Genomic DNA, 14234 nt, shown 5'->3' with positions numbered 1-14234 from the left:
CCTTATGCTTGTGGAACAATAATCACCTTCATCTTTGTACTAACTTCTGGATATAATTTAACTTCAAATTCATATCCACCTGCTACTTTTATTGTATCCATTACTATTTTCTTTTTATCAATATTTACGTTATATTGTTTATTAACTAATTCAGCAACATCTTTATTAGTTATTGCCCCAAATAACTTTCCATTTTCTCCAGCTTTAGCAGTCATCTTAACTTCTTTACCTTTTAATTCTCCTGCTAATTTTTGTGCAGCTTCAAGTTCAGCTAATTTTTGCTTTCTTTCATTTTCTTTTTTATTATTTAAAATGTGTAAGTTTGCATCACTTGCTTCTTGAGCTAATTTTCTAGGAAATAAAAAGTTTCTTGCATATCCATCTGATGCTTCTATTACATCTCCCTTTTTACCAACTCTTTTTACATCTTGTAATAAAATAACTTTCATATCTATTCACCTATCCTTAAGTTTTTTTTCATTGATTCTTTTAATTTTTGAACTGCTTCATCCATAGTGATATCAGATAAGTTAGCTCCTGCTATATTCATATGTCCTCCACCACCTAATGCTTCTAATACAACTTGAATATTTATATCTCCTAATGACCTTCCACTAATATATATCTCATTCTTTATTTCTCCTAAAACAAAGCTCACATTAATACCTGATATATTTAGCAGTTCATCTGCTGCTTTTGCTACAATTACAGTATCTACGTTTTTAGGTGTAATTGCAATAGCTACATTATTATTTACTTCTGCTGATTTTATTGTTTCAGCAATTAATAAATACTCTTTTAAATCATCATTGAACATCTTCTTTATTTCAATAGTATCTGCACCTAATGACTTTAAATATGCTGCAGCATCAAAAGTTCTTACTCCAGTTTTAAAAGTAAAACCTTTTGTATCCATAAATATACCTGCAAGAAGGCCTTCTGCTTCAGTTCTAGATAAATTAGGCCTTTGAACCATATATTGAATTATTTCAGTAACCATTTCTGATGTTGAAGATGCATATACTTCAATATAGTTTAAAATATCATGCTCAATCATATCAGGACTTCTTCTATGATGATCAATTATAACTTTACGTTTTGCTTTTTCTACTAATGCTAAATCTTCAATATAGCTTTTATTATGAACATCTACTATTATAACTAAAGTATCATCATTTATATTTTCTTTAGCATCTTCGGAATTAATAAATAACCTATCATATTTATTATCCTTTTTTAATTTGTTTAAATAATAATCAACAGCATTTGTTTCTTTATTCAATATGATATTACACTTCTTACCTAACTGTTTTATTACACTGGATAAAGCTACTGCAGCTCCAAAGCAATCCATATCGGGATTCTTGTGCCCTATTATATAAACATTACCGCTTTCATAAATTAATTCACTTAAAGCTCTTGCAATTACTCTTGCTTTTACCTTAGTTCTCTTTTCAATTGCCTTAGTATTTCCACCAAAAAACCTTATATTATTATTAGTCTTAACAGCTACCTGAGCCCCACCTCTTCCAAGTGCAAGCTCCTTAGCAACATTAGCATTATTATAATTTTCAAGTGGAGATAATCCTCCTCTTCCTATTCCTATGCTCAATGTAACTTCTATTTTATTTCCATTATATATTTTTGATATATCATCAATTATTTTAAACTTATTCTTAATTTCTTGTTCTATATATTTATCTTGAATAGACAAAACATACTTATTAGTGTCATATTTTTTTATCATTGCTTTTAGATTATTAGCATAAGAATTTATCATTCTTTCTATTTCAGCGACTAAAATAGGCCTGTTATTTTCTTCTGTTTTATCCAGTACTTCTGATAAATTATCTACTTCTATAAGCATTATATCCTCTTGGGTAGTTTCATAATCTATCAATTTTGTTATATCATTAAAAGATAACAAATATACATAATTATTTTCATCTTTCTGTATTAATGTTGCATATACATCATATAATTTTTCGTTTATCTTTAATCTTTGATGAAGATTTTCTTCATGTTTCAAAATATCCTGTAAGTTTAACCCTCTAGCTATACTTAAAATATTTTTTTCATTAGCTTCTTTATTAGTCCTTAAAGAATTAAATAGCTTATTATACCACACTAATTCCCCATCTTCTTTAATTAAAGCTAATGGATATATGAATTGAAGTATATTATCGTATATTCCCTTATCAATACTCTTTATGAATTGGTCAGTGCTTAACTCCTTTTCCCAGTAATGATTTAGCTTACACAAGTTATCTAACACACAAATCACTAGAATTATTATACTTAATACAGAAAAACCATATAAATATAGTATTATTGAAAATACGATTAATAATCCAGGCCTAAGCAAACGTTTAAGCATAGTTATCTTATTCATATAATCCTCCTAAGATATTTTTAATATATTCTACTACTAATATAACGTTTTAATTTACTTAAGCTCTTACCTTCTCTTTCTACTTGATCTTCAGCTCTTATACCTAAATCTAACTTTGCTTTTATATTATCGTCTATATTACCAAATGTATATCCAAGTTTTTCTCCTAATACATAAAGTATTATTATAGCCCCTGAAATACATTCAAGTATAGCATCTTTAGCTACATTGTTTCCTTTAGTTAAGAGTCTAAAAAATTCCCCTATTATACAAAGAAGTTGTGCTTTTAAGTCCTCTATGATCTTAATGTTTCTCATTATATTAAAATTATCCTTTTTCATAGATACATCACCTCTCCTCTAAACCCTTGTATTTTTATTTTAAAATTTTTTACTACTTATTGCAAGAATTTATAATTCGTTTATTATATTACCATACTAATAAAATTTTCCCTAAAAACCTTTAAACATATAAAAAAACAGCAATTTTTTTTATACATTTAAAATTATAACCACTTAAATTTTTTAGATAATTTATAGTATTTCAATTATATTTGACATGTTTTTATGAAATATTCTATGAATGTATTGAATTATTTCTATATGGTTTATAGTTTTATTTTATTTAATTATATAAAAATAAAACCCCTGATTTCTCAGGGGCAAATATTACTACTATTCAGTTGTGAATGGTAATAATGCTATGTTTCTAGCTCTCTTTATAGCAGTAGTTAATTCTCTTTGGTGCTTAGCACATGTTCCAGAGATTCTTCTTGGAAGTATCTTACCTCTTTCAGTAACATACTTTCTTAGCTTAGTTATATCTTTATAATCGATGAATTCAGCTTTATCTACGCAGAAAGCACAAACTTTCTTTCTAGATCTTCTCATTCTACCGCCAGGTCTTCTGTTATTATTTTCTTCTCTGCTCATCATTTTCCCTCCTCACCTAAATTATTAGAATGGCATATCTCCATCATCTACTGGAGTTATATCTTCTTCAAAATTGCTACCACCAAATACATCATTTGCTGGAGCTGAATATTCATTGCTTCCGCCAAAACCATTTCCCATAGAAGAATTGTTACCTTTTCCTCCAAGGAATTGAACGCCACCAAATTGATCTGCTACAACTTCTGTAACATATCTTTTAGTACCATCTTTAGCGTCATAACTTCTAGTTTGAATTCTACCGCTGATAGCTATTTGGCTACCCTTACTCATGTAATTAGCAGTACTTTCAGCTTGTTTTCCCCATATTACTACAGGTATAAAGTCAGCTTCTCTCTCACCAGTTTTAGTGTTATATCTATCAGTTGCAATTGTTATGCTTGTAACAGCGGCACCAGTTCCTGGTGTAAATCTTAGTTCTGGATCTTTAGTTAATCTTCCGATTAGAACTACTTTGTTCATTTACAACACCACCTTACGCTTGTTCACTAACAATGATATGTCTGATAACACCATCAGTAATTCTGAATATTCTATCTAATTCTCTAGGTAATTCTGGACTAGCAGTAAAGTTAACTAAAGTGTAGTAACCTTCATTAACTTTAGCGATTTCGTAAGCAAGCTTTCTCTTACCCCAGAAATCAACATTTTCTACTGTTCCTCCACCATTTTCTATAACACCCTTGAACTTTTCGATGTTAGCTTTAACAGTTTCATCATCGAATGATGGGTTTAATATGAATATAGTTTCGTACTTTCTCATCAATTTCACCTCCTCCACTTGGACTAACGGCCGTACTAATGTACGGCATGGATTACAATTCATGATTATATCATTCCATTTAAAAAAATTCAAGTAATTAACCTAATTTTCTGCTTTTACAATTACACGTTTCGCATCTTTCTGAAACTTATTACGTGGAATCATCACAATTCTTCCACATCCGATACATTTTATTTTTATATCAGCACCTACTCTTATTACTTCAAATTGATTTGTACCACATGGATGCTGTTTTTTCATTTCAACAATATCACCTAAATTAAAATTATCTATCATGATTATGCTCCCCCATTCTATATCTGCATTAATTAAGTCTAATTATATATTTTCAATCCAACAATAATTTATAATCTATTACTAAAGAATAAAAATATATCAAAAGCCTATTTAATTTATTTTAAACTCCAATAATCCATTACCTATTGTTACCTTTTACTGTTAAATTTAAACTATAAAATACTTTATTTTATAACATTTATATACCCCATTTATTATTGAATTTGTATATATCCTTCTTTATTTCTAAAATATATATTCTTAAATTCAATTGTTTTATTATCAATAATTTCTTTTATTGATTTTTCTTCTTCTATTCTTACACATATTCCACAGCTCATCGTTATTGTTGTAGGTGTTGGCATAATTCTGAAATTCACATTCAGTTCACCTAATTTTTTTTCTGCTGCCATAGCATCATATGTATTCTTAAAAACGATTATATAATAATTCATTTTTGCACCACCTTTTCTTATAAATATATTATATATAATTTCATCATAAATGTACTTATCACCTTTAATGAAATTATATACAAAAACTTTCTTATTTTAGTGAAAATTTTCTATTTTTATTTTATAATTATATCAAATGTGTTTTGTGAGGAGAATATTATGTTTTCAATTTGGACAATTTGTAAGGCTATAATAGTAGGTTTTTTTACTGGATTTATAGCTTCTATACCATTAGGTCCTTCTGGAATTGAATCTGTTAATCGTTCAATATCGCAAGGGTTTAAAGAAGGATTTAAAGTATCTCTAGGTGCTGTATCTGCAGATATTACATATATTTTAATAATTAACTTAGGCTTCTTTACCCTATTAAGCAAACATCGATATTTTCAAAGTATTTTCTGGATTGTTTCAGGAATAGTATTAATTTTATTCAATAAAGTATCCTTTAAAAAAGATAATAATAAAGATAATAATAAAGCTAATAATAGTACAAACTATCTATCTAAATATAATTCTAATGGATTTTTAATGGGATATTTAATCACATTTATAAACCCAACAACACCATCTTTATGGATAGCTTTAAGTGCAACTGTCCTAAATGTATGGAGAAATAATGGTGCAGCCTATTTTGCATTTTCTACTTGTGCAATGATATTAGGAAGTATTTCATGGTTCTGTTTACTTAATTTTTTAGTAAGTAAAGGAATCAAAAAACTTAAAAGTAATTATGCTCAAACTACATCTAAGTTACTAAATTATTTCTTAATAATTTTAGGTATAATCTTTATAGTACTTGGAGTACTAAAGTTTATTGTTTAGTTTAACAAAAACGTATATACTTATAAATAAAATATAAGATATACGTTTTATTTTTTTATATAATTTTAGTAATTAAATTTAGAGGTGAAATAATGGAAGTCTATTTAGATAATGCAGCAACAACTTTTCCAAAACCAAAGCAAGTCGTTGATGCAATATATAATTATATGTTAAATGTAGGTGGTAATGCAGGAAGAGGTAATTATAGTAACTCCCTTCAAAGTAATAGATACTTATATGATGCTAGAGAAACAGTCTGTAATTTCTTTGGTTATGATAACCCTAGTAATGTTATCTTTACAAACAATGTTACTACCTCACTTAATATGCTTATTAAAGGTTTATTAAAGCCTGGCGATCATGTAATTACCTCTTCAATGGAACATAATTCAGTAATAAGGCCATTAATTGATTGTAAAAATTCAATAAATATTGATTTAGATATAGTTGATGCAGATTCAAAAGGCTTTGTATCTGTTCATGATATAGAAAAAAATATACGAAAGAAAACCAAACTTATTATAATTACTCAAGCTTCAAATGTTACTGGATCAATTCAAAACATCAAAGAAATAGGGCAATTATGTAAAAAGAATAATATTTTCTTTATAGTTGATTCTTCACAGGGTGCTGGAGTTTTAGATATTAATATGAAATCAATAAATGCAGATGCAGTTGCATTTACTGGACATAAAAGTTTATTAGGACCTCAAGGAATTGGTGGTTTTATAATTAATGACGACTTAAATAAGGAATGCTCAAGTATATTGCAAGGCGGTACAGGAAGTTTATCATATTCTTTGGAACAGCCTGACTTTTTGCCTGATAAATTTGAATGTGGTACTCATAATCTTCCTGGTATAGTAGGATTATCTGAATCAATAAAATTTATTAATTCAATAGGATTAAATGAGATTAATGAACATAATAAATATTTATTAAAATACTTATTAGAGGGGCTTTTGAATATTTCTGGATTAAAAGTATATGGAGATACTTCAGGAAATAACAGTACTACATGTATATCTATAAATTCTACTTCATTAGATTCTTCTGAACTTGGATATCTTTTAGAAAATGAAGGAATAAAAACAAGATGCGGACTTCATTGTTCTCCTCTTGCTCATAAAACCATAGGTACTTATCCTAATGGTACAGTACGATTAAGTTTAAGTTATTTTACAACAAAAGAAGAGATAGAATATACATTAAAATCAATAAATAAAATTATATCTAAGTAACTTGAATAAAACCTCCTTTATTGGAAATAAATCTAATAAAGGAGGTTTACTCATGAGTAAAAATTTTTCAGTTGATTCATCATCACCTACTGCATATCTAGAAATAAAAAATCATCTCTTAAATGAGTTAAAACCAATATTATCCCAAAATCGTCCTATTATATTTATATGCATCGGTACTGATAGATCTACTGGTGACTCTCTTGGTCCACTTGTAGGTTATAAACTTCAATTTTTAAATAAATCTAATATTCACATATATGGTACTTTGCAATCACCTATTCATGCAAAAAACATATGTAAATTAATATCTGAAATTCATAACAATTTTCATGATCCATATATTATAGCTATTGATTCATGTTTAGGTTCATTAAATAACATAGGTAAAATCTTCATAAAAAATTCACCTTTACTTCCTGGTTTAGCATTAAATAAAGATCTTCCCCCAGTAGGAAATATGAGTATAACTGGTATTGTCAATATCTCTGGTCAATTTGAATTTTTAATATTACAAAATACCCGTTTATATACTGTAATGGTTTTAGCTGATGTTATATCTAAAGCAATTTATCATTTCTATCTTGCTTCAACAAATAATAATATAAAAAATTATTGTAGTAATAAGAATAATTTAATTTCTTTTAAATAAAAAGTTATGTTACCTTAAATTAAAAATATATTTTTAAACTATAAGCATTAAAACTTTATTTCTCATTTTCAAATTCTATAATTTAATAAAAAAAATGTTTATCATAATTGTTTCACGTGAAACAATTATGATAAACATAAAAATCTAATTAATTAAATTGCATTTTATTTCTCTACTAAATATATATTAATGAAAACAAATTATTGTTTCTTTTCTTCATATTTATTTATAGCTTCATTTAATACATAAAGTTCTTCTTCAGAAAGATCATATCTTGATATTCCTTTATCAATAGGTTTTGCATATGTAGTACTCTCTTGTCTTCCATATATTCCTGTAAGTATAACACCGTCATTTTTATCATCTAACATAGCAATTGAAAAACTTAAATCACTACCTACATCTTCAAAAGCTTTATATCTCATAATAGTAACTTTTTGAATACACTCTTTCATCTTTTCTTCTAATCTTTCATATTCTGAAATCACTTTTTTAGATATTTCTTTTACTTCTTCTATACTATCAACCTTTTCTAATAGCATTTCTTCTAAATTTCTACCATTAGTTCCTCTCATCAATCTTCTATATTTATTCTCTAATTTTCCAATAGATTTAAATAGAATGATAACCATGATAAATAATAATACTATTATTATTCCCATTCCTAAAATTATATATGGTGCCAAGCTATTAATTGTACTTAAAAATACTTCCAATTGTGTGTCATTCCTTTCATAATTGTTTCACGTGAAACATTATATGTTTATTATATCTAAAATTCTTTGTAAATCATCTTCTGAATAGTATTCAATTTCTATTTTACCTTTATTATTTTTATTAGATATATTTACTTTAGTTCCAAAATAATCCTGGAGTTGATTTTTTATCTCTTTATAATAAGGATTTAATTCCTGCTTACTACTGCTGGTTCTGCTAGTAGGTTCATTCATTTTTTTAATTATTTTTTCTAACTCTCTTACTGATAACCTTTCATCAATAACTTGTTGAGCAATCTCATACTGAACTTCAAAATCTTTTATTGCTAAAAGTGTTCTTCCATGCCCTTCAGATATAACTCCTTCAATTATATATTGCTGAACTCTAGTATCTAAGTTCATTAATCTCATAGTATTCGTAATAGAAGTTCTAGACTTACCAATTCTCCTACTTAATTCTTCATGAGTCATCTTAAAATCATCTATCAATTTTTTATAAGCAAAAGCTTCTTCAATAGGATTTAAATCCTGTCTTTGAATGTTTTCAATAAGTGATATTTCTAGTATTTCTCTTTCAGTTAAATCCATTATAATAGCTGGAACTTCTTTTAAGCCTGCAGTTTTAGCTGCACGCCATCTTCTCTCTCCTGCTACTATTATGTATTGGTCATTATCTATTTTTCTTAAAATTAATGGTTGTATAATTCCATGTGTCTTTATTGATTCTGTTAATTCTGCAATTTTTTCAGTATCAAATAATTTTCTCGGCTGGTCCTTATCACTTTTTATTTTGTTTATAGAAATAGATAAGGTACTATTCTTATTATCCTCATTAAAGCTCTCATCAGGAATAAGCGCACTTAATCCTTTTCCCAATGCAAATTTTTTTCCCATCTATATCACCTACTGCCTATTTAAAAATTCTTTCGTTAAATTTACATATGCATCTGCACCCTTACACTTTTCATCATATAACATTATTGGTAGTCCAAAACTTGGTGCTTCTGCTAATCTTACGTTTCTAGGAATTGTAGTCTTATATACCTTTTCTCCAAAGAATTTTTGAACTTCTTTTAATACCTCATTACTAAGATTTGTTCTAAAATCAAACATTGTCATTACTACCCCTTCAATGTCTAATTTCTTATTTAGCGATTTCTTAACCAATTGAACTGTATTCATAAGCTGGCTTACACCTTCTAATGCATAAAATTCACACTGAATTGGAATTAATACTGAATCAGCACAAGATAATGCATTTATAGTCAAAACGCCTAATGATGGAGGACAATCTATAAATACATAATCATATTCATCCTCAATCTCTTTTAGTTTATCTTTCATTATTTTTTCTCTATTTTCTTTATTTATTAGTTCTACTTCTGCACCTGCTAATTCCATAGTAGATGGTGCAATAGAAAGATTTTGAACTAAATCGCTTTTAATTATAGCTTCTTTCATAGTTGTATCAGATACTAATACATCATACATTGAAAATTCTAAATTATTCTTATCTAATCCTAATCCACTAGTTGTATTACCTTGAGGATCTATATCTATTGTCAGAACTCTATAACCTTCCATTGCTAAATAAGCGCATAAATTTATATTAGTAGTAGTCTTTCCTACTCCACCCTTTTGATTAAAAACACAAATTGTCTTCATATATTAAGCCCTAAAAGAGCGTCCCCCCTTCCATAAATATATTATATATATTTTTATAGTATATTAAAAGAACAATGTTCTAAATTTACCTCATTCTAGCCCAATTTTGAATAAAAAAATTAAGGTCACAAAATATTGCAACCTTAACCTTAACTCATAATTATGTAAAAATTTTATTTCTTTGGTGTTTGAATATTAACATATAACTTAATCGGTAAAACACTCTTTTAATTCTTAAAGAGGTTTTTTAGTGATAGAACCTGCTTTTCTAGGATATACCTTACCACATTCTTTAATTTTTTCAACAACTACTAAATTATGTTTAAGTTCAGTATCTTCTATTTCAACCTCACATATATCAATAAGTTTTCCGCCTAATGTTCCGATGGCATTTTTGCTATTTTGTATTTCTTCATCTACAGAAGGTCCTTTAAGTGCAATGAAGCTTCCACCTATTCTTACATAAGGTAAACAAAATTCAGATAATACACTCATATTTGCAACAGCTCTTGATGTAGCGATATCAAACTTTTCTCTAAGTTTTTTATCTCTTGCCCCATCTTCAGCTCTTGAATGAATTGTTGTAACATTTTTTAAGCCTAACTCTCTAATCACAGTATTTAAAAAGTTAATTCTTTTATTTAATGAATCAAGAAGTGTAACATTTAAGTCTTCTCTCATAATAGCTATTGGAAGCCCTGGAAATCCTGCTCCAGTACCAACATCTATTAATGTACTTGCTTTCTTGAATTCATCACGCTTGAATGCTTTTATACAATCAATAAAATGTTTTTTTATAATATCTTCATCTTCTGTTATAGCTGTTAAGTTTATTTTTTCATTCCATTCTTGAAGAAGTCTCATGTATTTAATAAATTTATTATATTTATCTTCAGTCATTTCTAAGCCAACATCTTCTGCTGCTCTAGTCATTAATTCATAAAATTCCATAAAATCCTCCATTTAAACTAAGCTTTTTTTCCATATTGATGTTCAAGATATATAAGTAAAACAGAAATATCTGCTGGTGATACACCAGATATACGAGATGCCTGACCTATACTTATTGGTCTTATATTACTTAATTTTTGTATAGCTTCTGTTCTTAATCCACTAACATCATTATAATCAATATCTTTTGGTAATAGCTTCTTTTCAAACTTACTAAATTGAGCTACTTGTTCTAACTGACTTTGAATATATCCTTCATATTTAGTTAATATGTTTATTTGTTCACCAATATCTTCTGATAATTCAGGTCTATCTGGATCTAACTCTTTTAATGCAAAATAATCTAATTCAGGTCTTTGTAATAATTCATAGAAGCTAATAGGCTTTCTTAATGGTGCTGAATTTAAAGTAGCTAAGAAATCATTATTTTCTTTCTTATTAGTTACTTGTAGATTTTTAAGTCTTTCTAATTCACTTTCAATATTAGCTTTTCTAGCTAAGAATCTGTTATATCTTTCTTCTGTTACTAAGCCTACTCTATGACCCATTTCTGTTAATCTTAAATCAGCATTATCTTGTCTTAATAATAATCTGTATTCAGCTCTAGATGTCATCATTCTATATGGTTCATTAGTTCCTTTTGTTACTAAATCATCAATAAGAACTCCAATATATGCATCTGATCTAGTTAAAATTAATGGTTCTTCATTTTTAATTTTTAATGCAGCATTTATACCAGCAACTAAACCTTGTGCTCCAGCTTCTTCATATCCAGAGCTTCCATTTAATTGACCTGCTCCATATAAACCTTCAATATCCTTAAATTCCAATGTTGGTTTTAATTGAGTTGGGTCTATAGAATCATATTCTATTGCATATGCTGTTCTCATCATTTCAACATTTTCTAACCCTGGTAAAGTTCTAAGCATTTTAACTTGAACCTCTTCTGGTAATGATGAAGAAAATCCTCCAACATACATTTCTAAAGTATTTAATCCTTCTGGTTCTATAAATATTTGATGTTGAGTTCTATCTGGGAATCTCATAACCTTATCTTCAATTGATGGACAGTATCTAGGACCAACCCCCTTAATGCTTCCATTATAAATTGGAGATCTATTTATATTTTCTCTTATTATATTATGAGTTTCTTCGTTTGTATAAGTTAAATAACAAGACACTTGTTCCTTATCAAGTTTTCCGCTCATAAATGAAAATGGAACTATTTTTTCATCACCAGTTTGTTCAACCATTTTTGAAAAATCAACAGATCTTCTGTTAATTCTTGCTGGAGTACCAGTTTTAAATCTTCTAAGAGATATTCCTAAATCTAATAGAGATTGTGATAAATCATTAGCTGGGAATAATCCGTTAGGACCACCACTATACGAAACTTCTCCTATTATTATTTTACCTTTTAAATATGTACCAGTAGCTAAAACAACTGCTTTACATCTAAAGACAGCTCCATTTTTAGTTACAACACCAGTTACTTTATTATCTTCAGTAAGGATTTCTGTAACTTCTATTTGCCTTACTGTTAAATTTTCTTGTTCTTCTAATACTTCTTTCATTCTAAACTGATAATCTTTTTTATCAGCTTGTGCTCTAAGTGAGTGAACAGCTGGACCTTTAGATGTATTTAACATTCTAGATTGAATAAATGTATGGTCTATATTAACCCCCATTTCTCCACCCAATGCATCAATTTCTCTAACTAAATGTCCTTTTGCAGTTCCTCCTATATTAGGATTACATGGCATTAACGCTATAGAATCTAAATTTATAGTACACACTAATGTGTTTAATCCCATTCTAGCTGATGCAAGAGCAGCTTCACATCCAGCATGACCTGCACCAACTACAATGACATCAAAACTTCCGCCTTCATAATTAATATTCATTTCTTTTCTCCCTTACTTTCCTACACAAAATTCACTAAATATCTTGTTTAATACATCTTCTTCTAATTCATCACCTGTTATTTCACCTAATGCTCTCATAGCCGCAGTTACGTAAATAGATATCAGATCTAAGTATTCGTTAGCTTCAAGTCTATTCATAGCTTGATTGCAATTTTCAAGTGTTCTATATAATGCTTCTTTATGTCTAGTATTAGATATAATTAAACTTTCAGTATCAATTTCACCATTAAAGAATAGCTTTTTAATTTCTTCCTTTAGTTTTTCAAGACCAAAACCAGTCTTAGCAGATATTTCAATCTTATTATCTAATTCATTTATTATACTATCATTTAATTTTGTATCTAAATCTACCTTATTTAATAGTACAATGTATTTTTTATTTTTAATTGAGTCAATAATTAATCTATCTTCCTCATCAAGTTCTCTTGATGTATCAAGCATAAGAATTATTAAATCAGCTTCTTCTATCTTTTGCTTTGATTTTTCAACACCGATTCTTTCAACTGTATCATCTGTTTCTCTTATTCCAGCAGTATCAGTAATCTTAATTGGAATTCCATCTAAATTTATATATTCTTCAATAACATCTCTTGTTGTACCAGGAACATCTGTTACAATTGCTCTTTTTTCTTTTAATAAAGAATTCAGCAATGAAGATTTACCTACATTAGGTTTACCAACTATAACAACATTAAGTCCATCTCTAATGATTTTTCCCTCATCTGCATTTTTTAGTAATGAATTTACTTTTGAAAGAGTCTTTCCTACACCATCTTTTATTTGAGAAATCATATTGTCATCTACTACATCCTCATCATCTTCAGTAAAATCGACAGCATATTCAATTAACGCAAGCACATTCAATAAATATTTTCTTAATTCTCCTATTTCCTTAGATAATGCTCCATTACTTTGCATCATTGCAGATTTCATAGATAATTCAGTTTTAGCTGTTATTATATCCATAATAGCTTCAGCCTGACTTAAATCTATTTTTCCGTTCAAAAATGCTCTTTTTGTAAACTCACCAGGTTCTGCAAGTCTAGCCCCAGCTTTTACTATTTCATTTAAAACTCTATTAGTAGCTACAACTCCACCATGACAGTTAACTTCTATAACATTTTCTCCAGTGTAGCTGTTAGGCATTTTCATAAAACTTATAATAACATCATCAATAATCTCTCCATTAGATTTATCAATGATATTTCCATATCTCATAGTATATGTCTTCATGTCTTTTATATCTTTATTCTTTTTTCCTACAAATATCTTTGCTGCAATATCTAAAGCTTTTTCTCCAGAAATTCTTATTATAGATACTCCACCTTCTCCAATAGGAGTAGCAATAGCACAAATAGTATCAAATTCTTTCATTTATAATCCTCCTTCTATTTAAAGAAGCTTT

Annotated in this window: 17 protein-coding genes; 3 read left to right on the top strand and 14 right to left on the bottom strand. The window is 28.0% G+C overall.

Features of this window, described 5'->3' with window-relative positions:
* Positions 1-2: 2 nt before the first annotated feature.
* The 8 genes from rplI to HF850_RS11170 form a co-directional block, all read right to left on the bottom strand.
* On the bottom strand, positions 3-449 hold the full coding sequence (gene rplI, locus HF850_RS11205) for a 50S ribosomal protein L9 (protein ID WP_169105528.1): 447 nt from the start codon (positions 447-449) through the stop codon (positions 3-5).
* Positions 450-451: 2 nt separating this feature from the next.
* Positions 452-2392 carry a DHH family phosphoesterase gene (locus tag HF850_RS11200; RefSeq protein WP_169105527.1) on the bottom strand — a complete coding sequence of 647 codons (1941 nt, stop codon included), beginning with the start codon at positions 2390-2392 and terminating at the stop codon, positions 452-454.
* A gap of 20 nt (positions 2393-2412) precedes the next feature.
* Complete coding sequence (locus tag HF850_RS11195) at positions 2413-2733, bottom strand: MazG-like family protein (RefSeq protein ID WP_169105526.1); 321 nt, start codon at positions 2731-2733, stop codon at positions 2413-2415.
* A gap of 333 nt (positions 2734-3066) precedes the next feature.
* Complete coding sequence (gene rpsR, locus HF850_RS11190; RefSeq protein WP_169105525.1) at positions 3067-3324, bottom strand: 30S ribosomal protein S18; 258 nt, start codon at positions 3322-3324, stop codon at positions 3067-3069.
* Between the two features lie 24 nt (positions 3325-3348).
* The gene (locus tag HF850_RS11185; protein ID WP_169105524.1) at positions 3349-3804 is read right to left on the bottom strand and encodes a single-stranded DNA-binding protein; all 456 of its coding nucleotides are present in this window, start codon (positions 3802-3804) and stop codon (positions 3349-3351) included.
* Positions 3805-3817: 13 nt separating this feature from the next.
* The gene (gene rpsF, locus HF850_RS11180; protein WP_169105523.1) at positions 3818-4105 is read right to left on the bottom strand and encodes a 30S ribosomal protein S6; all 288 of its coding nucleotides are present in this window, start codon (positions 4103-4105) and stop codon (positions 3818-3820) included.
* A gap of 102 nt (positions 4106-4207) precedes the next feature.
* Complete coding sequence (locus HF850_RS11175) at positions 4208-4402, bottom strand: DUF951 domain-containing protein (protein ID WP_169105522.1); 195 nt, start codon at positions 4400-4402, stop codon at positions 4208-4210.
* Between the two features lie 215 nt (positions 4403-4617).
* Positions 4618-4857 carry a DUF3343 domain-containing protein gene (locus tag HF850_RS11170; RefSeq protein WP_169105521.1) on the bottom strand — a complete coding sequence of 80 codons (240 nt, stop codon included), beginning with the start codon at positions 4855-4857 and terminating at the stop codon, positions 4618-4620.
* 159 nt (positions 4858-5016) lie between these two features.
* Here HF850_RS11170 and HF850_RS11165 point away from each other — a divergent pair, with 159 nt between their 5' ends.
* The 3 genes from HF850_RS11165 to yyaC all read left to right on the top strand — a co-directional run bounded on the left by HF850_RS11165 (position 5017) and on the right by yyaC (position 7572).
* Positions 5017-5679 carry a LysE family transporter gene (locus HF850_RS11165; RefSeq protein ID WP_169105520.1) on the top strand — a complete coding sequence of 221 codons (663 nt, stop codon included), beginning with the start codon at positions 5017-5019 and terminating at the stop codon, positions 5677-5679.
* 92 nt (positions 5680-5771) lie between these two features.
* Positions 5772-6920 carry an aminotransferase class V-fold PLP-dependent enzyme gene (locus HF850_RS11160; RefSeq protein WP_169105519.1) on the top strand — a complete coding sequence of 383 codons (1149 nt, stop codon included), beginning with the start codon at positions 5772-5774 and terminating at the stop codon, positions 6918-6920.
* A 52-nt stretch (positions 6921-6972) separates the two neighbouring features.
* On the top strand, positions 6973-7572 hold the full coding sequence (gene yyaC, locus HF850_RS11155; RefSeq protein WP_169105518.1) for a spore protease YyaC: 600 nt from the start codon (positions 6973-6975) through the stop codon (positions 7570-7572).
* Positions 7573-7772: 200 nt separating this feature from the next.
* Here the strand turns inward: yyaC and HF850_RS11150 are convergent, their stop codons facing one another.
* The 6 genes from HF850_RS11150 to mnmE form a co-directional block, all read right to left on the bottom strand.
* A complete protein-coding gene (locus tag HF850_RS11150) occupies positions 7773-8288 on the bottom strand; it encodes a DUF4446 family protein (protein WP_243159475.1) in 516 nt (171 codons plus the stop codon).
* Between the two features lie 39 nt (positions 8289-8327).
* The gene (locus HF850_RS11145) at positions 8328-9182 is read right to left on the bottom strand and encodes a ParB/RepB/Spo0J family partition protein (RefSeq protein ID WP_169105517.1); all 855 of its coding nucleotides are present in this window, start codon (positions 9180-9182) and stop codon (positions 8328-8330) included.
* Between the two features lie 9 nt (positions 9183-9191).
* Positions 9192-9953, bottom strand: coding sequence for an AAA family ATPase (locus tag HF850_RS11140; protein WP_169105516.1), 762 nt, complete (start codon positions 9951-9953; stop codon positions 9192-9194).
* A gap of 234 nt (positions 9954-10187) precedes the next feature.
* Positions 10188-10904 carry a 16S rRNA (guanine(527)-N(7))-methyltransferase RsmG gene (gene rsmG / locus HF850_RS11135; protein ID WP_169105515.1) on the bottom strand — a complete coding sequence of 239 codons (717 nt, stop codon included), beginning with the start codon at positions 10902-10904 and terminating at the stop codon, positions 10188-10190.
* 17 nt (positions 10905-10921) lie between these two features.
* The gene (mnmG, locus tag HF850_RS11130; RefSeq protein ID WP_347564431.1) at positions 10922-12802 is read right to left on the bottom strand and encodes a tRNA uridine-5-carboxymethylaminomethyl(34) synthesis enzyme MnmG; all 1881 of its coding nucleotides are present in this window, start codon (positions 12800-12802) and stop codon (positions 10922-10924) included.
* Between the two features lie 18 nt (positions 12803-12820).
* Positions 12821-14203, bottom strand: a complete 1383-nt coding sequence (gene mnmE, locus HF850_RS11125) for a tRNA uridine-5-carboxymethylaminomethyl(34) synthesis GTPase MnmE (protein WP_169105513.1) — start codon at positions 14201-14203, stop codon at positions 12821-12823.
* Between the last annotated feature and the right edge of the window lie 31 nt (positions 14204-14234).

This window comes from Clostridium sp. SM-530-WT-3G, from assembly GCF_012843905.1.
Classification (GTDB): Bacteria; Bacillota; Clostridia; order Clostridiales; family Clostridiaceae; genus Clostridium.
The sequence above is the reverse complement of the archived record's forward strand: the minus strand, read 5'-3'. Positions and strand labels throughout refer to the sequence as shown.